This is a genomic window from Hyphomicrobium sp. (assembly GCF_051860585.1).
GTDB lineage: Bacteria > Pseudomonadota > Alphaproteobacteria > Rhizobiales > Hyphomicrobiaceae > Hyphomicrobium_C.
On the sequence record NZ_JBHYDS010000009.1, the window covers coordinates 181,715 to 205,384 of the forward strand.

Consider the following 23,670-nt stretch of genomic DNA (forward strand, 5'->3'; position numbering starts at 1 on the left):
CAGCCGAAGCAATCGCAAACTGCGGTGGTGTTATCCACATGAACCGTGGCGGCGCAATGGCGTACCCGGCTTCATCTTAAATCAAGTTGGGCTGCCGAGCAGTTAGCCGAACGCGAGACGCGGCGATCCTATTGCCGGACCGGAGCCGACCCGTCTTCGCCGCCCAGGAAGTCGACGACGTTGGTCTGGTAGTTGAAGCCGCCCAGATTCTTCAGCTCGAAGCGCAGCATGACCGTGCGGTCCGGCTCGATGAAGCGATCTGGATCGCTGATGTAGGTCTCGCTGTAGGTGGCGCTCAGCATGAAGCATTCGTCGAGATAAGCGAGCCGGATCGAATCCGTCAGCACGTTGGCCGCGTCGAGATCGTAGCGGATCGAGCCTGACACGGTCCACCGGTCGGTGAGGCGCAAGGCGGCGAAGCCCAGGATGTCTTGTTGCGCATCGTAGCGCAGCGTATCGGTGTTGAAGACATCACCGTACGTGTAGGTCGCGGACGCCATCAGCGGGCCGTAGTTGAAGCTCGCAGTCAAATCCTCGCGGCGCAGCGTCATGTCGTCTTCGTCGAAGCGCGATTGGGCGATGACGCGGAATACGTCGGTCGGCGCGAGGTAAATGCCCAGCACATAGTCGGACTTGTCTGTTTCCAAGCCGCTGCGGGGATTGAACTCGTCGGAATTCTCGTTGTAGGCGTTGTCGCCGCTGAGATGGAAGCTCTGGCCGGCCAGGACGCGAGCGTAGCCCACCGGGCCCTGGAACGTGTACTGCACGCCGACGTTGGCGCGCACGCCGGTTTCCAATCGGTCGTAGCCCGAGAACTTGCTCGTTTCGAACAGATTGGTGTCGTCGAAGATCAAGCTCTTTGCGTCTTCGTCCGGCAGGTCGTCCTGACGAACGCTTGAGTTGTGGGCGACGAGCTGGCCGATCGGCTCGATGACGTGAGACGTCGATCCGGCGTTGGCAATCCACGGATAGGACACCGTCGCGCCGCCTGTCGCCAAGCCGCGCGTGAAGGTCTCATCAATATTGCCAAACAGCGAATCTTCGTAGTTGATCTGGTAGATGTCGCCGCGCAATTCGCCGAATGGCGTGTAGGTAATGCCGATCGCGTCCGTGAAACGGCGACGCCACTTCACTTCAGTGATGACGCGGTTCATGTCCTGAGAAACCAGATCGGCGCCGGGCGTCAGCCGAAAATCAGAGCGCGACAAGCTCAGCGCATTCGAGCGCCAGGTGAGTTCGCCGCCGGCAATCGGATCCTTGAAGACATAGTTGTGGTCGATCACCGGATGCACGAGCGACTCTGACTCGGCCGTATCGTTCACGAGCAGCCCACCGAACTGATAAGCCTTCGCGCTAAAATAGCTTCTGTCGCCAATGCCGACCAGCCAGAGGTCGTTGACGCGGTCGGTGAGCAGCACGCTGTCGAGCTTGTAGAAGCGGCGGAAGGAATCGTCGCTCTCGACCGTCACGTCCCAGCCGTAGCTCCACCAGCTCGAGAGCGAGAACCGGCCGCGCGTCTCGACGCTGCCGCGCCAGCCGTCGAGGTTGCGGCGCGAATCCGGATCGACGCCAGCACTAATCGGAAGATCGGTGAAGTCCTGGTCGATGCCGGCCAGATTGATGTAGTACTCGCCGTTCGCGAGCTTCTGGCGCCAGTCGCCCTGCCACAGCACGCCCTGCTCGGTCATGTAGCGCGGACGGAACGTGAAGTCGTAGTTGGGCGATAGCGCATAGTAGTAGGGAAGCTCGACGAAGATGCCGAGATCGTCCGAGTTGCCGTAAGTCGGCGCCAGGAAACCGCTCTTGCGCTTCACCGAAGGGTCGGCGTGCTCGAAGTACGGCATGTAGAAGACTGTCATGCCATACAACTTGAACTCGGCGTCCTGATACGAAATCGTCGCCGCCGCTTGGTCGTGGATGATGCGCTTGGCGCCGATGCACCACAGCGGCGGAACATTGCCGTCGCTCTTGCAGGCCGTGAACGTGGCTTCCGAGAATTCCGTGACATTGCCTTCTCGCCGCTCGCCGCGCTCTGCGGTGATGCGTGAGTCATCGCGTGTCACCACCGACAGCGACTGCACGAAGCCGTCGCGGAAGTCGTCCGTCAGCGTGTAGCGGTCGGCGCGGATGACGTTGCCGTTGGCTTCCTTGAGCTCGACGTTGCCCGAAGCCGTAAGCGTGTTCGCGCTCTGATCGTAGATGACCTCGTCAGCCGTCAACACGTTCTTGTTGTAGTAGATTTCGACGTTTCCGCGGGCGATCACGCGGTTGCCCTTGGTGTCGTAGACCAGCTCGTCGCCCTGCAGGTAGAGCGGCAGCGACTTGTCGAGCTGTTGCGGCTTGCCGAACATTCCGCCCTGCGGCTTGGGGAATGCCGAGCCTTCTTTGGCGCTCACGCCGTCGCGCTCGCGAGTGCTTTGGTAAGCACCGGATTTTTGCGCCGCAACAGAGGTGGTCAGGGCGGGGAGGACGAAGAGTGCCGTGGCTGCAATCGCAAGGGCCGCGAACATGCGCGAACGCCCGCGTTCCACCACCGATCGGCAGGAACCCGCTGGGCAGAACTCAGTGCATGTCGGCAGCAATTTGCGCGCAACACGCATCACTTAGCCGTCCTCCTGGTGCAAGAGCACCGTGACTGAAACCAGGATTGCAAGAAGGACCGGAACCCACACAGCCGCCCACACCGGGGCAAGTCCAGCAGTTCCGATTTGCCTTGAAATCTCCGCGAAAAGGAAGAACCCAAAGCCCCCCACCATTCCAGTTACGACCATAGTCTGGATCCCCCCGGAGCGGAATGACCGCAACGACACAGTGGCCGCCAAAAAGACCATGGCGACGCACAGCAGCGGCCGGCTCAGGAGGAGTTCATATTGGATTCGCAAGCGCGAAGCCGAAAGTCCTGCCCGTTCCGTCACGTAGATGAGGTCGGGCAGCTCCCAGAACGACACCGAAATGACGCTACCGAGGGCATCGACCACACGCTCCGGCGTGAGGTAGGTGGACAGCAAATAGGAATTGAATTTTTCCGGCTCCCGGCCCATGCGCGACACCAGCGCGGGACGGAGCAGCCAGAACCCGTCGTAGAGCCGCGCTTCCGCCGCGTCGACGCGCTCCGAGAACCGGCCGTTCTTGTCGTAAACGAAGGCGGTGACCGTGCCGAGCACGGCGCCCTTTTCCTTGGCCGAAGAGGCCGTCAGCACGGACTGCCCGTCGGTCCCGTCCTGGCGCAGCCACGTGCCGGCAGCGCCTTTTCCCAAGGGACTGGATTCGCGACCGAAAGCCTTCGAATACACCTTTTCGGAGCGGTCCCTCGCGTTTGCGGCGAGCGGGTTAAAGGCCGTGGAACTCAGGAGGCCGAGCAGCAGACCGACGCACGCGCCGGGCCGCAGGATCTGCCAGACCGACATGCCGCCCGCGCGCATCACGGCGAGCTCGCTTTTGCGGGACAGCATGAGCAGCGCACTGATGGAGCCGACGAGAACGGCAAACGGCAGCAGGATTTCGGTGTAGGCCGGTAGCCGGAGCAGCGTGATCCACGCCAGCTTATAGCCGGGAACACTGCCGTACTTGCCCGCCTGGCGCAGCAGCTCCACGAAATCGATCATGAAAATCAAGACCGTGCACAGCCCGAACACGCCGAAGATGGCGAGCAGGAAGCGCGTCCCGATGTAGACGGAGGCTGTCGAAACCAAGGGCATGATGCGCTACCCCCCGGCCCGGCCGACGGCCGCCGGTTGACCGCGCGAGAAACGTTGTTTGAGACCGGCGACGAATGCCGCCAAGGCATCCGCGATGCGCTCCAGCCGCGGGTTGGTTCTCCGGGCACGCGCGCCTCGTACGATCAGAAACAGAGAAATCCCGATCGCCGTCAAGGGGATGATATAGAGCACGGGAACCGCCCCGGCGTGCAGCGTCACGATGTTGTTGACCGCGAGCCCCGTCAACCGGATCCCGACACCCGCCAGGAAGCACAGTCCCATCCGCATATTCCGGTTCTGCCGGGTGCTCTGCGCTTGCCCAATCACAGCGATCGCCATCAGGACGAAGGCGAGGGGATAGAGCGCTCCGGAAAAGCGCTCATGCAACTCGGACCGGAAGCGCCCAAGCTCAGTCTTGTAGGAGGCTTCCTTGGGATTCGGATAGACAAGCTCCGTGAAGTAGCGTTCGCGCGCCTTGAGATCCGGCGGCCCCGACGCACGCTCCTCGAGCCGGTCGAGATCGACGGCGTACTTGTCGAAGGCGATGATCTGCGTGGGAACGGTGATCCCGCCCGCGCGGCGCAGGATGTGCCCGTCCATCATGAACAGGTAGGCGCCGCTGTCGTCCTTAACCAACACGCCTTTGTCGGCGAGGTAGGACTGAGCCTGCTTCTGATCGCGCAGGTCGTGCATCACGAGGCCATACAACGTGCCGTCGGATCCGCGCTCGCGGATATGGAACGTCAGCCCCGCTTCCGGCGACGTAAATCGGCCCGGCTGGATCACCTGGGTGAGAAGGTCCGTGCGCACCTCGACGACGATGTCCCGCAGCAGCCTGAGGCTCCACGGCATCGCGTAGTGATTGACGAACGAAATGAAGACCACGACGATCATACCGAGCGCAACCAATGGCTTGGTGATCGTCCACGCGGTCGCCCCCGAGGCGGTCAGCACAATGATTTCGCTATCGCTGTTGAGGCGATTGAGCGTGTGTATGGCCGTGATTAGCAGCGCGAACGGCGTGATGACGGCGACGAAGCTCGGCAGGCCGAGGGTCGTCATTTTGATCAGGGTCAACGCGCCCTGGCCCTGGCTGGTGACGACGTTAAGTTCGCGCAGCGCGAGCGAAATCCAGACAATGCCCGTCAGCGACAGGAGCACCAGCAGCAGCGCGCCGCTCGTTTGCCGGAAGACATAGCGCGAGAAGATCGTCATGCAGCGCCCGCCAGAGAGCCCGTGAGACAGCCCGGGGCCGGAAAACCCGTGGGCTGGTGTTGAGGATCGAGCGAGCCGAAGCGATCACGAGACCGCCCGGCGCGCAATTCGGCAGCCGCTACGGGAGGGCCCATAGGCACTGAAGCGCGGCGCCGAAACGGCGTGCACGCGCGAAGCTGAAACCCTGGTTTGCCTGCCGGCACGGTCCCCGATCCCCCGACCTCGGTTCGATGCCCCATGTCACGTAGTGACGGTCGCGCAACGATGGTCACGCCACAATGGCGGAATTCCGGCCCGTCTCCAAGCTTTTGCGTGCAACGCAGCATACGGCCGAACCCGGGAGCCGGCGACGGCGCGGCGGCCCAATCCGGCCGTTTACCCAAATCGTTATAATTGCCGTCCCGCCGGGTTTTGGACGGTGCCCGCCTTGCACTTCCCCGGCAAGCGTCTAATTTCCACAGCGAAGATCGAAAAACCACACCTGCCAGTGCCGCTGTCCAGCGCTCGGGCCTTGGCCTGCGAGACGCCGCCGTCCCACGGGGCCGTTCTCACCAAACCTTCCGTCCTGCCGTTCCTTGAGGAGCACCCTTCCCACATGACTACGCCGCTCGACATCACGTTCGTCCGTCTGGACGCCGCGCCGGCCGCAACCTGCGCCGCATTTGCCGCCAGCGACCTGACGCTTTCGCCCGCCGTGCAAGCCTTGAACACCAAGAGCAACGGGTTCGTCCTCAAGGCTGCGGAAGCCGCCGAGTTCAAGGCCAAGGCGAAATCGTCCATCGAAATCCTGGTGCCGCAGAAGCTGGACATCCAGCGGCTGATCCTGATCGGCGTGGGCAAGGCGGGCGAGCATAACGAAAGCGATTGGGCCAGCCTCGGCGGCTATACCTTCGGCCAGATCACCGCGCGCAAGGCGCGCGAGGCGAGCCTGATCGCGGAAGTGACCGGCGCCGACCAGAAGCCTGAGATCGTCGCCGCAAACCTCGCCTACGGGGCCATGCTGCGCAACTACTCGTTCAAGAAGTATCTCACCAAGAAGAACGGCGACGACACTGCCAACGGAGCCGACGCCGGCGCCGAACGCGGCATCAAGCTCACCATCCATTGCGCCGATCCCGACAAGGCGCGCGCCGCCTTCGAGACCAAGCGCGCGATCGCAACGGGCATCTGCTTCGCCCGCGACCTCGTCAACGAGCCCGCCAACATCTTGGGACCGGTCGAGTTCGCAGACCGCGTCAAGGAGCTGGAGAGCATCGGCCTCGAAGTCGAGATCCTCGATGTCGAAGCGCTGACCGCCCTGAACATGAACACGCTGTTGTCGGTGGCCCAGGGCAGCGTCCGCCCGGCCCGCGTCGCCATCATGCAGTGGAACGGCGCCAAGTCGAAGCGCGCCAAACCGCTCGCATTCGTCGGCAAGGGCGTGGTGTTCGACACCGGCGGCATCTCGATCAAGCCTGCTGCCGGCATGGAAGACATGAAGGGCGACATGGGCGGCGCCGCCGCCGTCACCGGCCTCATGGTCGCGTTGGCCGAGCGCAAAGCGCCCGTCAACGCCGTCGGCATTCTCGGCATCGTCGAGAACATGCCCTCGGGCTCCGCCATCCGTCCGGGCGACATCGTCGTCTCCATGTCCGGCCAGACCGTCGAGAACTTGAACACCGACGCTGAAGGCCGCCTCGTGCTGGCCGACGTGCTCTGGTACGCTCAGGAGCGCTTCAAGCCCCGCCTCATCATCGATCTCGCGACGCTCACAGGCGCCATCATGATCGCCCTCGGCAAGGACTTCGCCGGCCTGTTCGCCAACGACGACAAGCTGGCCGACCAGCTCATCGCCGCATCCAAGACGAGCGGCGAGAAGGTGTGGCGCATGCCGCTCGACAAGGCCTACGACAAGCTCATGGACAGCAAGAACGCCGACGTGAAGAACATGGGCGGACGCTGGGGCGGGGCCTGCACGGCGGCAGCCTTCCTCAATCGCTTCATCAAGAAGGACGTGCCGTGGGCGCATCTCGATATCGCGGGCACGGCGATGGACGCGCCCAAGAACGAGATCAGCACGAGCTGGGCGTCAGGCTGGGGCGTGCAGCTGCTCGACCGGTTTATTGCCGACAACTACGAGAAGGCCGAGAAGTAGGCCGGAGCGGCGGACGGCTTGACGGCCGTCCGCTGTAATTCATATCGGTCGAGCCGACGGCCAGGGCCATAACGCACTGACACACCACACTCCCTCATCATTATTTTCCATAATATATATTATGCGAACGACGGATTAGGTGTTCCGCGCGCTGGATATTGAGATCGGCCGCCTGTTTCCGGCAGCCGCCGCCGCGCTCTGGCTCCGATCCGATGATCGATCCAACGTCGGCGTTACGGCAGCCGCTCCTCGGCCCCACGGACGAACGCAGCGATCGACGCCGCATAGACGGACGCGACGAAGCCCGTCAGCACGTTGACGCTCACCACGACGCCCGCGATCCGAGCCCACGCCTCCGGCAGCACCGTCTGGAGCACCGTGACGATGAAATCGTCGAACGCCTGCTTGATCTGAAAGAAGAGCTCGCTCACCTGGCTGATCGACGGCCGCTGCGGCAATTCCCACACGAGCTTCCACCCGATGTCCCCGACGCTCGCCGGCGTCAGGATCTGGAGCGCCGCCAGCACAGCGAGCCCCGCCGAGAACGCGAGCCCGAGCGGCGCCGCCAATCGGAAGTATCCCCACCGCCACGGCTCGGCATGGAGCGACACCGACAGCGCCCGCAGCATCGTCGAGCCGGCATACGTCGTGAGACCGAACACGACCGCGACCCACAGCAATCGATCGCTGTCCGTCCCGGCAAACGTGAACAGCGCCGCCAGCCCTGCGAGCACGCCCTTCATCATCGCTTCGACAGAACCGACCAGCGCCACCAGCACCCGCCGCGGCGAGCGCGCGCCCTCGAAATAAAACGGCAGCTCGAATGAGAGCCGCGCCATTTCCAATCTCAAGCCCAACAGGAAGCTCAGCCCGGCCGTCACCGCGGCGAACAGGAAAGGATGCCAGTAGCCGAGCATGGCGACGGCAACCACCGCCGCAATCTCGGCGGCCATGATGAAACCGTTGAGCAGGATGCGAAGCACTATCATGCGGCAGGCGTCTCACGCTGTGTCGCGCCGCCCGGCCGATTGCGAAATCCGCACGCCTGCAAACGCCCTCAAGACTTAGAGGGGTTCCGGCAAACTGGAAACATCAATCCAGAAGCGAGATGGCCGTTTCCGGCTTGCATGTCGGCTCACCCGCGCGGGCCAGCGTGGCGTTGAACGGGAACGAGCGGCGGAACATGCGGAACTCGCCACCCGTATCGCCCGCGATCTGCAGATCCCGGTCCGGACTGCCCTCGCGCCCTCCCGGCACGACGTAAACCTCGACGACGTAAGGCTCCGTACCCTTGGCCATCTCGAGCGTCCCGCGATACACGGGCACGGTGCTGCCTGCGGCCGACGTGCCGCCGTCCAGCTTGAGCGCGGTCGCTCCGCAGCGCTTGTCACCGTCGAGCACCTCGACGCCACACCAGCCGGTCGTGCACTTCATGACGTCGAGGGTCAGCAGGCAGCGCGTGCCGCTGCAATCGGATTCGCGGCGCGACAACTCATAGCTGCGGCCCTGCCAGCGGCCGGAGAGATCCGCGCCTCCAGAAGTCTCTTCCGCCGGCACCGGAGCGTCACCCGCCAGCGCCGATCCACCTGTCGCCAGCACCGCCCCCGCCGCAGCCAGAACACAAAGTGCGGCGAAGCTCGAAACGATCCGGTTACACCGTGTTCCCAAAACCATGGCGCGAACTCCAGCCTCCAGAAAATGATCACGGAACCGATCAAATCATCCGGCCCAGGCGAAACTGTGTCGCGCTTTCTGCTCGGTGCCGCCATTTGCGGCCTGATCACCCTAGCTATCCCAACCGGCATTGTCGCGCTGGTTCAGGGCGCGGGCCTCATGCCCCTTCCCTTCAATCTCCAGATCGTCGTCGAACGCCTGCCCGGCATTTTCCAGTTCCACATGCTCGCATCCGGCGCGGCCCTGTTGTTGATCCCGCTCGCAATCGCCACCCGCCGCAACCGTGCGTGGCATCGCCCCATCGGACGCCTTGCCGCCGTGTTCGTCATCGCGGGAGCGCTGACAGCATTTCCCGTCGCCTATGAAAGCACGTCCGGCGTCGTCGCCCGCTTTGGCTTCGCGGCCCAGGGTACGGTCTGGCTCGGCCTCGTCCTAGCCGGTGTCCGCGCCATCCGCCGCAAAGACCGCGCACGCCATGCCGCGCTCATGCTGGCGATGGCCGCCGTCGCCTCCGGCGCCATCTGGGTGCGGCTCACCACGGCCGTCGCCACGTCGTACGATCTCCCGTTCGCTCCCGTGTACGCGTGCGCCACGTGGCTCGGCTGGCTGCTGCCGCTGACGATCGTTCTGGCTGTCGTGTGGCCGCGCCGGCCGCGTCCTGCGCGCGCCGCTGCTCTCGCCACCTGACGCACGCTTCGCTAGGGTCGTCGCGCGCAGAGCGCGCCAACGATCAAGGCAACGCCGGACCTTCCATGCCCCCCAAGAATGACATGACCCCTTCCAACGACATCATCCGCCTCCTCGACATCATGGCGGCACTGCGCACGCCCGAGACCGGCTGCCCGTGGGACATCGAGCAGACGTTCGCAACGATCGCGCCTTACACCATTGAGGAAGCCTACGAGGTAGCCGACGCCATCCAGCGCGGCGATCTCCCGGATCTCAAGGACGAACTCGGCGATCTCCTGTTGCAGGTCGTCTATCACGCGCGCATGGCCGAGGAGCAGGATGCGTTCGCGTTCGGCGATGTCGTCCACGCCATCACGAGCAAGATGATACGCCGCCACCCGCACGTGTTCGGCACGCCCGAGGAGCGCGCCGCAGGCGCCGCGCCTGGCTTCTGGGCACGCATCAAGGCCGAGGAGAAAGCGGCGAAGGATGCCGAACGCGCTACCACTTCTCCGTCCCCCTCGTGGGGGAGGTCGGGAGGCGAGGCCACTCCCACTTCTCCTCCCCCCTCGTGGGGGAGGCCGGGAGGGGGGGACGCCGCAGCTTCAGCCGTTGGGATTCCCCCCACCCCTAACCCCTCCCCAAGTCGTGACGAAGCCGCGCCTTCGGCAAGAGGGGGAGGGGGACCAACGCCTCGAGCGCATGCTAACCCAGGACTCCTCGCCGACATCCCGGTTGCCCTTCCCGCCCTCACGCGCGCCGTCAAGTTGCAGGACAAAGCCGCAAGGGTAGGCTTCGATTGGTCCTCCCTCGCTCCCGTCTTCGACAAGATGCGTGAGGAACTCTCCGAGCTGGAAGACGTCGCCCGCCCCGCCGATCCGCGCGGCGCAGCGCCAGATCGCTCAGCCGAGCGCATCGCCAAGATCGAGGAAGAGTTCGGCGACCTCCTCTTCGTGATGGCCAACGTCGCCCGCCATCTGAAACTCGATCCCGAAGCGGCCCTCCGCGCCGCCAATCAGAAATTCATGCGCCGTTTCGCCCACATCGAGCGCCGTCTCGCCGAGGATGGCCGCTCACCGGCAGACTCCGATCTGGCCGAGATGGATGCGCTTTGGGATGAGGCGAAGGCGATCGAACGCGCCCCCGGCTGACGGGCCGAACGAACTCAGCCGCGCCCCTCGCGAATGAAATCCGCCACGTGCTCGCGGCGCACGCCGAGCCCGAGCACGCGCGCGGGGATACGTTGCAGCACGGGAAAGCGCTGCATCAGGCGCAGCGCCAGCGGCGGCTTCGGCTGCTCACGCAGCGAGAGCGTCGGACCGATGATGTTGTTCTGTGCCGCGACCTGGATTGCCTGCGTGACCCGCGTCGGGAACATGCGGCGCTTCTGCACTTGGCGCAGATCCTCAAGCCCGACCGTCCCGGCCTTCAGGGGCTTGGCGAGAATGTTTGCTGCCGCCACGGCGTCCTGCACGGCGAGGTTCACGCCCACGCCTCCAATCGGGCTCATGGCGTGCGCGGCGTCGCCTATGCACAGGAAGCCCTTTTGGTACCATTGCAACAGCCGGTCGACGCGCACCGTCAGCAGCTTCACGTCGTCCCATGAAGCGATCGTGTCCATACGCAAGCGCTCGAACGACGAGGCCAGCGCGATCCTGTTGCGAAAGGCCTCGATTCCCTCAGCCTTGACGTCTGCCAGTGACCCTTTCGGGATGACGTAGGCGCATTGCCAGTAATCACCGCGAAACAGCATGACGAGCAGATAGCCCGCCCCGAAAAGCGCCTTCGTATCACCGACGTCCGCTGCAAGCGCGGGGAGCCTGAACCACAAGACATCCATGGGCGCGCCAATATCCTCGATCGCGAGCCCGGCGCGTTCACGGAGCTTTGAGCCGCGTCCGTCAGCCGCCACCACGACATCGGCCATGATGTCGCGGTCGCCCTCAGGCGTCTTGACCCGCACGCCCACCACCGTATCGCCGCGCTCGATAAGATCGGTCGCCTCGGCGTTCATCAGCAGCGTGAAAGTCGGGAGCTTCGCAGCCTCGGCCGCAATGAAGTTCAGGAAGTCCCACTGTGGCATCAGGGCGATGTACTTTTCGCGCACGGGAAGATGCGAGAAATCCACGATGGTGACCGGCGTCTCACCAACCTTGCCGCCGACGCGCTCAACCTTCTGATGCGGCAGCTTGAGGAACCGGTCGATCAGACCCAGCTCGAACATGATTTCGAGTGTCGAGGGATGCACCGTGTCGCCGCGAAAGTCGCGCAGAAAATCCGCGTGCTTCTCAAGCACGGTGACGCGCACACCGGCGCGCGCCAGCAGATAGCCGAGCATCAACCCGGCCGGGCCTCCGCCTGCGACACAACACTGGGGCTGAGAACCGTCTGCCATTGGAACCTCCGAACCGGGACCAAGGCCGCATTCTTACTACGGATACGGAAGACCCGCACGCTGGAGTTCCTGCATCAGCCGCATCTTCTTCTCGGACGCGATGCGCACACGCACCGCGATACCGCCTGCGTCGTCCGAACTTTGATCGATCACATCAGCGTTCTGGTGCAGCCAGGCGAGAAGGCGCCCCTCATGCGCCGGCAGCGTCAGCACCACTATCTCGTCCGCCGCGCCGAGACGGCGGTCGATCCGGTCGAGCAGCGCCGCGACACCCTCCCCCGTCACCGCCGACATCAGCACCGGCTCCGGCTTGCGGAAGCGCGCCGCGCCTTCGGCTTCCGCGCGCACGTCCGGTGCCAGCAGGTCGACCTTGTTCCACACTTCGAGGATGTGGCCGTCCGCGGCGACCGTATCGACGCCGAGGTCGCGCAGGACCCCTTCGACGTCTTTCGCCTGCGCTTCCGTTTCCGCATGCGCAATGTCGCGCACGTGCAGCACGAAGTCGGCTTCGATCACCTCTTCAAGCGTTGCTCGAAAGGCCGCCACGAGTTGTGTCGGCAGATCGGAAATGAAGCCGACGGTGTCCGACAGAATGATGCGCCGGCCGGACGGAAGCCGCACTTCCCGCATCGTCGGATCGAGCGTCGCGAACACCTGGTCCATCGCCAGCACGCCCGCTCCCGCGACACGATTGAACAGTGTCGATTTCCCGGCGTTCGTATAGCCGACGATGGCGACGACCGGATACGGCACCTTGCGCCGTCCCTTGCGGTGCAGATCGCGGGTCCGCACCACGCCTTCCAGCTCGCGCTTGATCGCGATGATCCGTTCGTCGAGCATGCGCCGGTCGAGTTCGATCTGCGCTTCACCGGGACCACCGAGGAAGCCGCGTCCGCCGCGCTGCCGTTCGAGATGGGTCCAGGCGCGAACCAGCCGGCCCTTCTGATAGCTGAGATGCGCGAGCTCCACCTGCAGGCGGCCCTCCCGCGTCTGCGCGCGCCGTCCGAAAATTTCGAGAATGAGCCCGGTGCGATCGAGCACCTTGGCCTTCCACGCGAGTTCAAGATTGCGCTGCTGTCCGGGCGTAATGGCATGATCGACGATCACGAGCCCCACCTCGAGCTCCTCGATGAGAGCCCTAAGCTCCTCGACCTTCCCCGAACCGAACAGCGTTGCCGGATTAGGCTGCGGTACGGGAACGAGAAGCGCTGTGCGCACATCGAGGTCGATAGCCTCGGCGAGGCCTTTCGCCTCGGCCAGCCGATCTTCCGGAGAATGCATCGACGGCTTGCGATCAATACGCCCCGGCAACCCGGTTCTGGTTCGCGAGACGACCGGGACAAGCACCAGCACGCGCATCGGCTGCTCCTCGCGGACGTGACCGCGAAGCTTTGCAGATTTTGCGCCCGTTGGTTCGGGACTGCTCTCGGCCGGATCTAGATCCGGCTTGTCGTTGTGGGCGATGGAACGCGTTACCCTTGCTGGCCGTCTTGCTCGGCTTCCATGAGATGGACCGGAGCACCCGGCATGATGGTCGAGATCGCGTGCTTATAGACCAGCTGCGAGTGACCGTCCCGGCGTAACAGGACACAGAAATTGTCGAACCAGGTGACGATGCCCTGCAGCTTCACACCATTGACGAGAAAAATCGTGAGTGGAGTTTTGCTCTTGCGGACGTGATTGAGAAACGTGTCCTGAAGGTTTTGAGCGCGTTCTGCGGCCATTTTCTATTGCCTCTTTTTATTTAGCCACGCCTTGGAGCTGGATCGCGGGAGCGATCGAAGCGCCCCAAACGCACCGCAAGCTCGCCGAAAGCTCGCCGAAAGCTCGCAGTCACAAGCAGCTAACATATCCTGAGCGCGAGACAATAGGCATGACGATGACGGACCACAACACGTAGAATTGATAGAACTCTCGGTCAGGAAGAAAGTTTGGCAGCTTGATGAAACTTTGAGCGCAGACGGAGGGTCAACTGACCCGGATGCCCATTTCCGACAGGCGCTCCATCGATGGCGACGACGGGCATCACAGTGCCAGAAGCTGAGGTAATGAAGGCCTCGCGCGCATGTCGCGCTTCATCGACGTGAAAGGGCCGTTCGGAATACGGGACATTTTCCCGAATAAGCAAATCAAGAAGCGTTCTGCGTGTAACGCCGGGCAGGATTGCATTTCCGGTGGGCCTCGTAACCAGTGTACCCGTTTTGTCGACGATCCACGCGTTGCTGGAAGCGCCCTCCGTCACGAATCCCTCGGCATCGACGAGCCAGGCTTCATAAGACCCGTCGCGCGCAGCTTCGTTTTTTGCCAGCACCGCCGGGAGCAGCATCACAGTCTTGATGTCACACCGCCCCCACCGGATGTCCGGCATCGTCGAGACGGAAATCCCCGCATTGGCGCGTGCTTCGCGCTTATCCCCGTCGAGCCCGCGCGCCAGGCACACCAGCGTCGGCTTGAGGCCGCCGGCCGGAATGGAAAAATCGCGCGGCGCCGATCCCCTCGAGACCTGCAGATAGAGAAGCCCCGTCGCAACCCGATTGCGGCGAACGATCTGCCGCATGATCTGCCCGAGAGCGGCCCGCGACATCGGCATCGGGATAGCCAGCTCGCCGAGCGAGCGTTCGAGCCGTTCCATGTGGCGCGCTTCGTCGACGAGGCGCCCGCCGTATATCTCGCACACCTCGTAGATGGAATCGGCGAACTGGAATCCGCGATCCTCCACATGCACGCCGGCTTCTCCGTACGGCAGGTACCGGCCGTTCACGTAGACGATGCGCGTCATCGATCAGCCGACTTTCATCTCGTTGCCGCGCTGATCGGAAGAAACGCCGAGTGCGCGCAGCTTGCGATGCAGCGCCGACCGCTCCATGCCGACGAACTCCGCCGTGCGCGAAATGTTGCCGCCGAACCGGTTGATCTGGGCCAGCAGGTATTCGCGCTCGAAAATCTCGCGCGCTTCGCGAAGCGGCAGGCTCATCAGGTGTTCAGCGCCGCCGTTGACCGGCAGCGGCACGTTGGAGCCGATTTCTTCCGGCAGCATGTCGGCCGTGATGATCGTCGAAGGATCGCCGCCCGCAAGGATCATCAGGCGCTCGATGTTGTTGCGCAACTCGCGCACGTTGCCCGGCCAGTCGTGCGCCTGCAGCACGGCGATGGCATCCTCTCCGATCCGCCGCGGCGACAGACCCGATGCCGACGAGAGCTGCGTCACGAAATATTGGATCAGCTCTGGAATATCTTCGCGCCGCTCGGCGAGGCCCGGCACGCGCAGCGGTACGACGTTGAGACGGTGATAGAGATCTTCGCGGAACCGCCCCTCGCTCATGTCGCGTTCGATATCGCGGCTGGTCGACGACACGATGCGCACATCGACCGAGACCTTTTGCGCGCCGCCGAGGCGCTGAAACTTCTGCTCCACGAGCACACGCAGCACCTTGCCCTGCGTTTCGAGCGGCATGTCGGCGACTTCATCGATGTAGAGCGTGCCGCCATGCGCCTCTTCGAGAGCGCCGACCTTGCGCGGCCCTCCCGAACGGTCCTCCGTTCCGAACAGCTCTTCTTCCACGCGGTCCGGCGCCATCGAGGCCGCGTTGAGTACGATGAACGGCCCGTCCGCCCGGTGCGACTTCTGGTGCAGGAGACGCGCGGCGAGTTCCTTGCCGGCACCCGACGAGCCACGGATCAGGATGCGGCTGTTGGTCGGCGCCAGCCGGTCGATCGCGCTCTTCAGCTGATTGATCGCCGCCGACTTGCCGATCATCTCAGCCGAGACCGTCGAGCGTTCCTTGAGTTCGCGAACCTCGCGCTTGAGCTGCGAGGCCTCGAGCGCGCGCAGCGTCACGAGCACCAGCCGGTCGGCCTTGAACGGCTTCTCGATGTAGTCGTAGGCGCCGCGCTTGATCGCCGTCACCGCCGTCTCGACGTTGCCGTGACCCGAGATGATCACCACCGGCAGATCCGGATACGTCCGCTTGATGACCGACAGCACCTCGAGACCGTCGAGGCGGCTTCCCTGCAGCCAGATGTCCAGAATGACGAGATGCGGCCTGCGCTCCTCGATGATCCGCAGCGCCTCGTCACTGTCGCGCGCCACGCGCGTCCGGTGCCCTTCATCCTCGAGGATCCCCGCGACGAGTTCGCGGATGTCCGCCTCATCGTCGACAATCAGAATATCCGCAGCCATTGGTTTACTCCTCGAAGTCTTGTCGTGGTTCGTTCTGAAATCTCATTCGGCCGCGCGGATCGGGCTATTGCCCCCCGCCACAACCTTGTCGGTCGTCAACATGGAGCGCGGGAAAGACAGCGTCACACGCGCCCCCGAAACCCGCTCCGCCGTCACTTCCGCGTCGTCGAGCAGCAACTGTCCGCCGTGCTGCTCGGTGATTTTCTGGACGATGGCAAGGCCGAGTCCCGTCCCCTTGTGGCCTTTGGTCGTCACGTAAGGCTCCAGCAGCCGCGAGCGGTTCTGCTTCGGCAGCCCCGGGCCGTTGTCGGACACCGAGATCTTCACCGTTTCGCCTATGCTGAGTTGCACGTCGACCCGCGCCGTGCGGGCTTTGTCGCCTTCCGCCGCGCCCTCGACGGCTTCCGTCGCGTTCTTGACGAGATTGGTCACGGCCTGCGTCAACAGCCTGCGGTCGAAGGATCCGAGCACCGGCGTCTCCGGCAGCGAAAGCCCGTACACGACGCCGCCATGGCTCTCGCGGAACAGGATCACGGAATCGGTCACCGCATCTCTGAGGTCGCCGTGCTCCATGACGGGCTTCGGGATCCGCGCGAAGGATGCGAACTCGTCCACCATGGTCTTGATGTCGCCGGCCTGCCGCTCGATGGTGGCGGTGAGCTTGTCGAACGTCTCGCGGTCTTCGACGATCACCTTGCCGTACTTGCGCCGGATGCGCTCGGCCGAAAGGATGATCGGCGTCAGGGGGTTCTTGATCTCGTGCGCGATGCGGCGCGCGACATCGGCCCAGGCCGACGTACGTTGCGCCGAGACGAGCTCCGTAATGTCGTCGAACGTCACCACTGAGCCGACGTCTCCGGGACCGGCCTTCTCGCGCGTGACGCGCACGGCGAACGTCCGTTCCTCATCGCCGATGGTGACTGAAATCTCCTGCGCGCCGCGCTGCTTCATGCCCGGCTCGTCGCGCCTTTCGAGCGCCTGGGCCAGCATCGGCATGGTGTCGATCAGCCGCTTGCCGACGACCTCCGCTTCGGGGATGGCGAGCAACTGCTCCGCCGCGCGCGACACCAGCGTGATCCGGTCCTGGCTGTCGAGGCCGATGACGCCGGCGGAAACGCCCGACAGCACGGCCTCCATGAACCGGCGCCGGTCGAGCAACTGCTCGTTCGCCGTCATGAGCGCGTCGCGCTGGTGCTTCAATTCCCGCGTCATCGTGTTGAAAGTCGTCGAGAGACGGCGAAGATCGCCCTCGCCGCGCCGCTCCGGCAGCTCCACCGCAAGATTGCCGCGCGAAACCTGTTGGGCCGCTTCGATGAGGCGTCGGATCGGGGCGACGAACCGGCTGGCGAACCACAAGCCCACCCAGATCGCGGCGAGCAACGCCGTCATCGAGATCATCGTATAGATGAGGCCGTGCGCGAGCTTGAGCCCGCCCCGCGCGCGCCGCAAAAGGTTGTACTCGTCGACGCTCTGCTCGGTCTGCTGCAGGTGCCGCATCACCTTCGCGCTGAGCACGCGCGAGACGTAAAGATAGCGGTCGGGATACCGGTTCAGCTTGGCGATTGCCGAAACCTGGGACGTGTCGTTTGGCGTGAACAGGGCCACTTGCCCTGACTCTGCCTGCTTGACGTAGTAGAGCGGTACGGAGGTGAACGGCAGCTTCTTGTCTTCGAGCGCGGAGATCACGCGTTTGGCTTGTCCATCGAGAACGTAGGCGACCGGCAAATCGCGCAGCCCCGCCTGGGCGATGACCTGCTGCGTGAAGAGCGGTGAATCGATCGCGACATGGTCGGCTGCCGCATCGATGTCGCGCACCATGTTGGCGATATCCGTACGCAAGAGCAGCCCATGCTCTTCCACGTAGGCCTGCGCCACCTCGACCGAGTTGTTGATGATCGCGCGCGTGCGGGTCGAAAACCAGCTGTCGAGCGAGCGGGAAAACGTCGTCGTCGCCGCCACCGCGAGAAGCATCGCCGGCACCGCCGCCGTGATCGAGAACAGCAGCACGATCCGCACGTGCAGGCGCGCGCCGGGAAGTTTCGCGCGCCAGGCGCGCCACATCCCGTAGAATTGCCACGCAATCACCGTGATCATCGCGACGATCAGCACGACATTGACGAACAGAGCGCCGAGCACGACGTCATCGCGCGGCGCAATCGGCGTCAACCCAGTGAGAATAAGGTAGGTCGCGAACGCCGAGACGACCGACAACAAGACGACGACGAGGCCGATCCAGAAGGCGCGATCCGTCAAATCGAGCAACGGCGCGGCGGCGCCCTCGGTCGGCGGAATCTTGGATAGGGTGCCGTTTCCGACCATGAGGCCTTCAGTGCTCCGGTGTGTATGCGTCCCCACAGGTGTTACAATCCGACAACGCACCGAACGTGTCGGTCTTTGCGAGTTGCCATTTCTGCAACTGGGGCTGGCGTGCAGCGGGCACAACTGACACCGTAACTGTGACATTCCTGCGACGCAACACGTCAACACGCAGATTTAGTGCAACGCGTCGCACCGCCCAGCGCGCAGAGACCAGTCCGCAACGAGCTGCCGGGAGTTGTAGAGCCCAGCAGCCGGCCGGCCTCGCCGGCGTCTCAGCTCATGGGCGTCCGGAACACCCGGATATCGAGCGCCTTGATGCGGCTGCGCAGCGTATTGCGGTTCAGCCCGAGCAGTTCCGCCGCGCGGATCTGATTGCCTCGCGTGGCCGCCAGCGCGGCCGACAGCAACGGGTGCTCCACCTGCCGAATGACCCGGTCGTAGAGCCCCGGCGGCGGCAGCTCCTTGCCGAACCCGGCGAAATACTGCGCCAGGTGCCGCTCGATCAGCTCCGAGATGTCCTTCGGCTCCGTCTCCGACTGGGTGCCCCGCTTCGGCAGCACCTCGATCAGCTCCTGCTCGATGATCTGCTGCGTCAGCGTATCCTGCGTGTAGAGCGCGCCCACGCGGCGCACGAAGTTCTCGAGTTCGCGCACGTTCCCGGGCCACGGATGGGTTTTGAGCCGGTCGATCGCCGCGGTCTCGATCGATTTCTGGCCAAGTCCCTCCCGCGCGGCCTGGCGCAGGAAGTGGCGCACGAGGTCGCCGATGTCTTCCGTCCGCTCGCGCAGCGGCGGCAGCCGCAGCGGCACGACGTTGAGGCGGTAGTAAAGGTCCTCGCGGAAGAGCCCCTGGAGAATCTGGTTGCGCAGGTCGCGATGCGTCGCGGCGATGATGCGGACGTTGGTCTTGATCGGCGTGCGCCCGCCGACCGTCGTGTATTCGCCCTGCTGCAGCACGCGCAGCAGCCGCGTCTGCGCTTCGAGCGGCATGTCGCCGATCTCGTCGAGAAACAGCGTGCCGCCTTCCGCCTGCTCGAAACGCCCCGGCGTGCGCGTCTGCGCGCCCGTGAACGCGCCCTTCTCGTGGCCGAACAGTTCGCTCTCGATCAGTTCGCGCGGAATGGCCGCCATGTTGATGGCGACGAACGGGCCCTGCCGGCGCTTGCCGAAGTCATGAAGAACACGCGCGACCAGCTCCTTGCCGGTGCCGCTCTCGCCCTGGATCATGACTGTGAGATCGGTCTGCGTCAGGCGCGCGAGCGCGCGATAGATATCCTGCATCGCGGTGGAACGGCCGATCAGCGGCAGCTCCTCGCTTTCCATGTCGGACGGCGAGACCGGACGGGGACGACGCCCCTGCCCGGCGAGCGCGCGGCTCACCACCGCGACGACCTCGGAGAGATCGAACGGCTTGGGCAGGTATTCGTAAGCGCCCTTCTCGGCCGCAGTGAGCGCCGTCATCAACGTGTTCTGCGCGCTCATGACGATGATCGGCAGATCCGGCCGCACCTTCTTGATGCGCGGAATGAGATCGAATGCGTTCTCGTCCGGCATCACGACGTCGGTGATCACCACGTCGCCCTCGCCCTGGCTCACCCAGCGCCAGAGCGTCGCCGCGTTTCCGGTCGCGCGCGGGGCATACCCTGCCCGCGCCAGCGCCTGGTTCAACACCGTTCGAATGGCCGAATCGTCGTCCGCGATTAGGATGGTGCCGCGCGCCATGTGTCAGCCTTTCGTGTCTTTGACAGCGACGGGCTTGGTATAGACCCCGTCTTTGCGAATCCGGTCTTGCATCGGCAGAAGCACGCGAAACACAGTGCGCTTGGCCTCGCTCTCGCACTCGATGATGCCGCCGTGATCACCGATGATCTTGGCGACGAGCGCCAGGCCGAGGCCCGTTCCGTTGTGCTTGGTCGTCACGAACGGATCGAAGAGATGCGGCTTCAGGTGGTCGGGCACGCCCGAGCCGTTGTCCTCGATCTGGATCATGAGCGGCAGGTTGATGCGCTGATCCGATCCGGGCACCGACAGCCGCACGCCCGGCCTGAACGAGGTCTGCATGATGATCCGCCCCTGGCGGTCATCGGTATCGACAATCGCCTCCGCAGCGTTCTTGATCAGGTTCAGGAACGCCTGCACCAGCTTGTCGCGATTGCCGGGAATGGGCGGCAGCGAGGGATCGTAGTCCTCGATGATGCGCACGCCGCGCGCGAATCCCGACTCCGAGAGCCGGCGCACGTGGTTCAGCACGTCGTGAATGTTGACCGCTTCCTTGGTCAGCGGCCGCTCGTCGCCGAACACTTCCATCCGGTTGACGAGATTGCGGATCCGCTCCGTCTCCGAGCAAATGAGCCGCGAAAGCACCCGATCCTCGTCCGAAAGATTCTGCTCGAGGAGCTGGGCCGCGCCCTTGATGCCGGACAGCGGGTTCTTGATCTCGTGCGCCAGCACCGCCGCCATGCCCGACACCGACCGGGCCGCCGCGCGATGCGTCAGCTGGCGTTCGATCATCTGCGCCATCGTGCGCTGCTGCAGCATCACGACGATCTGCGACGGGCTGTCCATCATCGGCCCGGCGTACACATCGACGAGCTTCGGCGTGGCGAACTTCGGGCTCGCCATCTCGATCCCGTATTCGTTCACGGTGGAGCCGTGCTCGCGCACCTGATCGACAAGCGTCAGCAGCGGACAACCGAACGCGACCACATCGTCGAGACGCTGGCGCGTCAACATTGCGTTGCTGGTCGAGAGAAACCCCTCGGCCGCCGCGTTGCCGTAGAGGATTTGATTGTTGTCGCTGACGACGAGGATCGGGTGCGGCAGAGCCCCGAGCAGCACATCGTGTTCGACGACCGGGGTGCGTAGTGGAATGGCCAGTTCTGCCGATCGCTTACTCACGCTGCGTCCTCCACTAGGGTCTCGTCCCGTGCATCGCTGTAAAAGGCCGCGAGAAGCGCCAGCACCCGCGCGGGGTCGGTTTCCGTGCAAAGGCGTTGCCGCCAGGCCTTCAGCACGTCGGCCCGATGTCCGCTCGAAGCGAGATACCAGCCGATGTGCTTGCGCGCGTTGCGAAGGCCGAGGAAGTCTCCGTAATAGGCGAGCATCGCCTCCACATGGGCCGAGGCAATGCGGCACTGCTCGTCGAGCGGCGGCGCGCCATCTGCGTCCGGAGTGCCGATCTGCGACGCCGCATCGGCGGCCCATGCGCTGTCGGCGGCCCGTACGCTATCGGCAGAGAGCGCGCGCGCAATCTGTCCAGGCAGCCACGGTGCGCCATAGGCGCCCCGGCCAATCATGACCCCGTCCGCGCCCGACTGCGCCAGCGCCGCGCGCGCGGCGCCAATGCTCGTGATGTCGCCATTGACGATCACCGGAATGCCGACGGCGTCCTTGACGGCCCGCACGTGCGTCCAGTCGGCGGTCCCCTTGAAGAACTGCTGGCGCGTGCGCCCATGCACCGTGACGAGCTGCACGCCCGCCGCTTCGGCTCGCCGCGCCAGCTCCGGCGCGTTGCGGGTTCTGTCGTCCCAGCCGAGCCGCATCTTGAGCGTCACCGGCACGGTCACGGCGCCCACGACCGCCTCGATCAGGGACAGCGCATGATCGAGATCGCGCATCAGCGCCGACCCGGACGCCTTGCCCGTCACCTCGCGGGCGGGACAGCCCATGTTGATATCGATGACTTCGGCGCCCTTTGCTTCGGCGATGCGCGCGCCCTCGCCCATCCACTCCGCTTGCGATCCGACCAGTTGCACCACGAACGGCGCAAGCCCTTCGCCGTCGGCGCGCCGCACGACATCGGCGCGGTTGCGCACCAACTCGGCGCTGGCGACCATTTCTGAAACCACGAGGCCCGCCCCATGCGCGTGCGCCAGCTGCCGGAACGGCAGATCGCTCACCCCCGTCATCGGTGCCAGGAACACGTTATTCGCGGCAATCTGCGATCCAATCGCAAGTTGAGGCAACGGCCTGACCCCCTGTTTGCCTATAATATAGGCACTCTCTATTATGCCTCGCTTTTAGGCACAATAAGCTGCCTGATCTTATGACGCAAGCGCGAAGACGACGGAGGCGATTGCCCAATTGCCGCGCCGCGGGCTAACTGCGCCGGCAGTTTCCAGGACATCGAGGCCGAATAGGGTCGTGACAGCAGCCGTACTCATCGTTGCCGCGGGCCGCGGCGCCCGCGCCGGCCGCGACGGGCAAGCACCGAAACAGTTCGCGTTGCTCGCGGGCCGCACCGTGCTCGCCCGCGCCATAGCGCCGTTCGATGCCTGTCCGGCGATCACCTCGATTACGGTCGTCATCCACCCGGACGACCACGAGTTGTATGCAGCCTCCAATTTAGGCCATTTCACGAAGCTGACGCCCCCCGTGACCGGCGGCGCCACCCGCCAGGACTCCGTCCGCCTCGGCCTTGAGGCGCTGGACGCCGCCGCGCCGGACGTCGTTCTCATTCACGACGCCGCCCGTCCCTTCGTAACCCAGGACATCATTGCGCGCGTCCTCGCCGCCCTCGCGGACAATGACGGCGCCCTCGCCGCCGTCCCCCTGGCCGATACCCTCAAACGGGAGCGCGACGCCGCCCTCGTCGACACCACGATTCCGCGCGGCGGACTTTGGAAAGCGCAGACGCCGCAAGGCTTCCGCTTTTCCGCCATTCAGGCCGCCCACCAGACCGCCGCCAACGCCGGCACGCCCGTTTTCACCGATGACGCATCCATCGCCGAGTGGGCCGGCCTGTCCGTTGCGCTGGTGCACGGCGCCGAGCGCAACTTCAAACTCACCACATCGGAGGACATGGCCATGGCGGAGGCGCTTCTCGGCGCGGGGCCTCTCGGCTGGGAGCCGCGCACGGGCACGGGCTTCGACGTGCACGCGTTCACCGCCGGCGATCACGTCTGGCTGGGCGGCATCCGCATCCCGCACGATCAGGGCCTCGATGCCCACTCCGATGGCGACGCCCCGCTCCACGCCCTCACCGATGCTCTTCTCGGCGCCCTCGGCGACGGCGACATCGGCCAGCACTTCCCGCCGTCCGATCCGGCCTGGAAAGGCGCGCGCTCCCGCATCTTCGTCGAGGATGCGGCCCGGCGAGTCGCCGCTCGCGGCGGCCGGATTGCCAACGTCGACGTGACCATCCTGTGCGAAGCCCCGCGTATCGGCCCCCACCGCGACGCCATCCGCGCCGAGATTGCGGACATGCTGGGGCTTGACATCGGACGCGTTGCGGTAAAAGCCACGACCACCGAGCGTCTCGGCTTTACGGGCCGGAAAGAGGGCATCGCGGCGCTCGCAACGGCCACACTGCTGCTGCCGTTTTGACGGTTGCCTACTTTTCCTCAGCCTCTCGTTCGCCCTGCGTTGACCCCCCTCCCAGAATCGCG

General features: G+C 64.6%; 18 protein-coding genes. 4 read left to right on the forward strand and 14 right to left on the reverse strand.

Going from position 1 to position 23,670, the window contains the following annotated elements; translation table 11 throughout:
• Positions 1-128: 128 nt before the first annotated feature.
• The 3 genes from ACTIFK_RS15275 to lptF form a co-directional block, all read right to left on the reverse strand.
• Complete coding sequence (locus ACTIFK_RS15275; protein WP_439543944.1) at positions 129-2,396, reverse strand: LPS-assembly protein LptD; 2,268 nt, start codon at positions 2,394-2,396, stop codon at positions 129-131.
• Between the two features lie 207 nt (positions 2,397-2,603).
• The gene (gene lptG, locus ACTIFK_RS15280) at positions 2,604-3,698 is read right to left on the reverse strand and encodes an LPS export ABC transporter permease LptG (RefSeq protein ID WP_439543945.1); all 1,095 of its coding nucleotides are present in this window, start codon (positions 3,696-3,698) and stop codon (positions 2,604-2,606) included.
• Positions 3,699-3,704: 6 nt separating this feature from the next.
• Entirely contained in the window at positions 3,705-4,913 is a 1,209-nt protein-coding gene (lptF, locus tag ACTIFK_RS15285; protein ID WP_439543946.1) for an LPS export ABC transporter permease LptF, read from the reverse strand.
• Positions 4,914-5,508: 595 nt separating this feature from the next.
• On the opposite strand from lptF, the gene ACTIFK_RS15290 reads away from it, so the two are divergent.
• Entirely contained in the window at positions 5,509-7,047 is a 1,539-nt protein-coding gene (locus tag ACTIFK_RS15290) for a leucyl aminopeptidase (RefSeq protein ID WP_439543947.1), read from the forward strand.
• A 233-nt stretch (positions 7,048-7,280) separates the two neighbouring features.
• On the opposite strand, the gene ACTIFK_RS15295 is transcribed toward ACTIFK_RS15290, so the two are convergent.
• A complete protein-coding gene (locus ACTIFK_RS15295; protein ID WP_439543948.1) occupies positions 7,281-8,036 on the reverse strand; it encodes a hypothetical protein in 756 nt (251 codons plus the stop codon).
• Positions 8,037-8,139: 103 nt separating this feature from the next.
• Positions 8,140-8,721, reverse strand: coding sequence for a hypothetical protein (locus tag ACTIFK_RS15300; protein WP_439543949.1), 582 nt, complete (start codon positions 8,719-8,721; stop codon positions 8,140-8,142).
• A 66-nt stretch (positions 8,722-8,787) separates the two neighbouring features.
• On the opposite strand from ACTIFK_RS15300, the gene ACTIFK_RS15305 reads away from it, so the two are divergent.
• Entirely contained in the window at positions 8,788-9,408 is a 621-nt protein-coding gene (locus ACTIFK_RS15305) for a DUF2306 domain-containing protein (RefSeq protein ID WP_439543950.1), read from the forward strand.
• Positions 9,409-9,491: 83 nt separating this feature from the next.
• Complete coding sequence (locus ACTIFK_RS15310) at positions 9,492-10,541, forward strand: MazG family protein (protein ID WP_439543951.1); 1,050 nt, start codon at positions 9,492-9,494, stop codon at positions 10,539-10,541.
• A 14-nt stretch (positions 10,542-10,555) separates the two neighbouring features.
• On the opposite strand, the gene ACTIFK_RS15315 is transcribed toward ACTIFK_RS15310, so the two are convergent.
• The 9 genes from ACTIFK_RS15315 to dusB form a co-directional block, all read right to left on the reverse strand.
• Positions 10,556-11,785 carry an FAD-dependent oxidoreductase gene (locus tag ACTIFK_RS15315; protein ID WP_439543952.1) on the reverse strand — a complete coding sequence of 410 codons (1,230 nt, stop codon included), beginning with the start codon at positions 11,783-11,785 and terminating at the stop codon, positions 10,556-10,558.
• A gap of 36 nt (positions 11,786-11,821) precedes the next feature.
• Positions 11,822-13,144 carry a GTPase HflX gene (gene hflX / locus ACTIFK_RS15320; RefSeq protein WP_439543953.1) on the reverse strand — a complete coding sequence of 441 codons (1,323 nt, stop codon included), beginning with the start codon at positions 13,142-13,144 and terminating at the stop codon, positions 11,822-11,824.
• 113 nt (positions 13,145-13,257) lie between these two features.
• Positions 13,258-13,509 carry an RNA chaperone Hfq gene (gene hfq, locus ACTIFK_RS15325; protein ID WP_439543954.1) on the reverse strand — a complete coding sequence of 84 codons (252 nt, stop codon included), beginning with the start codon at positions 13,507-13,509 and terminating at the stop codon, positions 13,258-13,260.
• Between the two features lie 194 nt (positions 13,510-13,703).
• Positions 13,704-14,564: a D-amino-acid transaminase gene (locus ACTIFK_RS15330; RefSeq protein WP_439543955.1), complete on the reverse strand. Its 861-nt coding sequence runs from the start codon at positions 14,562-14,564 to the stop codon at positions 13,704-13,706.
• A gap of 3 nt (positions 14,565-14,567) precedes the next feature.
• On the reverse strand, positions 14,568-15,965 hold the full coding sequence (gene ntrX / locus ACTIFK_RS15335) for a nitrogen assimilation response regulator NtrX (RefSeq protein ID WP_439543956.1): 1,398 nt from the start codon (positions 15,963-15,965) through the stop codon (positions 14,568-14,570).
• 42 nt (positions 15,966-16,007) lie between these two features.
• Positions 16,008-18,284: an ATP-binding protein gene (locus ACTIFK_RS15340; RefSeq protein ID WP_439543957.1), complete on the reverse strand. Its 2,277-nt coding sequence runs from the start codon at positions 18,282-18,284 to the stop codon at positions 16,008-16,010.
• Between the two features lie 272 nt (positions 18,285-18,556).
• The gene (gene ntrC, locus ACTIFK_RS15345; protein ID WP_439543958.1) at positions 18,557-20,005 is read right to left on the reverse strand and encodes a nitrogen regulation protein NR(I); all 1,449 of its coding nucleotides are present in this window, start codon (positions 20,003-20,005) and stop codon (positions 18,557-18,559) included.
• A 3-nt stretch (positions 20,006-20,008) separates the two neighbouring features.
• Positions 20,009-21,181: a two-component system sensor histidine kinase NtrB gene (locus ACTIFK_RS15350; protein ID WP_439543959.1), complete on the reverse strand. Its 1,173-nt coding sequence runs from the start codon at positions 21,179-21,181 to the stop codon at positions 20,009-20,011.
• Complete coding sequence (dusB, locus tag ACTIFK_RS15355) at positions 21,178-22,248, reverse strand: tRNA dihydrouridine synthase DusB (protein ID WP_439543960.1); 1,071 nt, start codon at positions 22,246-22,248, stop codon at positions 21,178-21,180. Before dusB ends, ACTIFK_RS15350 begins: the two co-directional genes overlap by 4 nt.
• A gap of 178 nt (positions 22,249-22,426) precedes the next feature.
• Between dusB and ACTIFK_RS15360 the strand changes: the two genes are divergently transcribed.
• The gene (locus ACTIFK_RS15360) at positions 22,427-23,608 is read left to right on the forward strand and encodes a bifunctional 2-C-methyl-D-erythritol 4-phosphate cytidylyltransferase/2-C-methyl-D-erythritol 2,4-cyclodiphosphate synthase (RefSeq protein WP_439543961.1); all 1,182 of its coding nucleotides are present in this window, start codon (positions 22,427-22,429) and stop codon (positions 23,606-23,608) included.
• The last annotated feature ends 62 nt before the right edge of the window (positions 23,609-23,670 follow it).

Excerpts from the sequence above, each read along its gene's own strand:
- lptG (WP_439543945.1), bottom strand. The coding sequence starts at position 3,698 with ATGCCCTTGGTTTCGACAGCCTCCGTCTACATCGGGACGCGCTTCCTG.
- lptF (WP_439543946.1), bottom strand. The coding sequence starts at position 4,913 with ATGACGATCTTCTCGCGCTATGTCTTCCGGCAAACGAGCGGCGCGCTG.
- ACTIFK_RS15290 (WP_439543947.1), top strand. The coding sequence starts at position 5,509 with ATGACTACGCCGCTCGACATCACGTTCGTCCGTCTGGACGCCGCGCCG.
- ACTIFK_RS15295 (WP_439543948.1), bottom strand. The coding sequence starts at position 8,036 with ATGATAGTGCTTCGCATCCTGCTCAACGGTTTCATCATGGCCGCCGAG.
- ACTIFK_RS15300 (WP_439543949.1), bottom strand. The coding sequence starts at position 8,721 with ATGGTTTTGGGAACACGGTGTAACCGGATCGTTTCGAGCTTCGCCGCA.
- ACTIFK_RS15310 (WP_439543951.1), top strand. The coding sequence starts at position 9,492 with ATGACCCCTTCCAACGACATCATCCGCCTCCTCGACATCATGGCGGCA.
- ACTIFK_RS15315 (WP_439543952.1), bottom strand. The coding sequence starts at position 11,785 with ATGGCAGACGGTTCTCAGCCCCAGTGTTGTGTCGCAGGCGGAGGCCCG.
- hflX (WP_439543953.1), bottom strand. The coding sequence starts at position 13,144 with ATGCGCGTGCTGGTGCTTGTCCCGGTCGTCTCGCGAACCAGAACCGGG.
- hfq (WP_439543954.1), bottom strand. The coding sequence starts at position 13,509 with ATGGCCGCAGAACGCGCTCAAAACCTTCAGGACACGTTTCTCAATCAC.
- ACTIFK_RS15330 (WP_439543955.1), bottom strand. The coding sequence starts at position 14,564 with ATGACGCGCATCGTCTACGTGAACGGCCGGTACCTGCCGTACGGAGAA.
- ntrX (WP_439543956.1), bottom strand. The coding sequence starts at position 15,965 with ATGGCTGCGGATATTCTGATTGTCGACGATGAGGCGGACATCCGCGAA.
- ACTIFK_RS15340 (WP_439543957.1), bottom strand. The coding sequence starts at position 18,284 with ATGGTCGGAAACGGCACCCTATCCAAGATTCCGCCGACCGAGGGCGCC.
- ntrC (WP_439543958.1), bottom strand. The coding sequence starts at position 20,005 with ATGGCGCGCGGCACCATCCTAATCGCGGACGACGATTCGGCCATTCGA.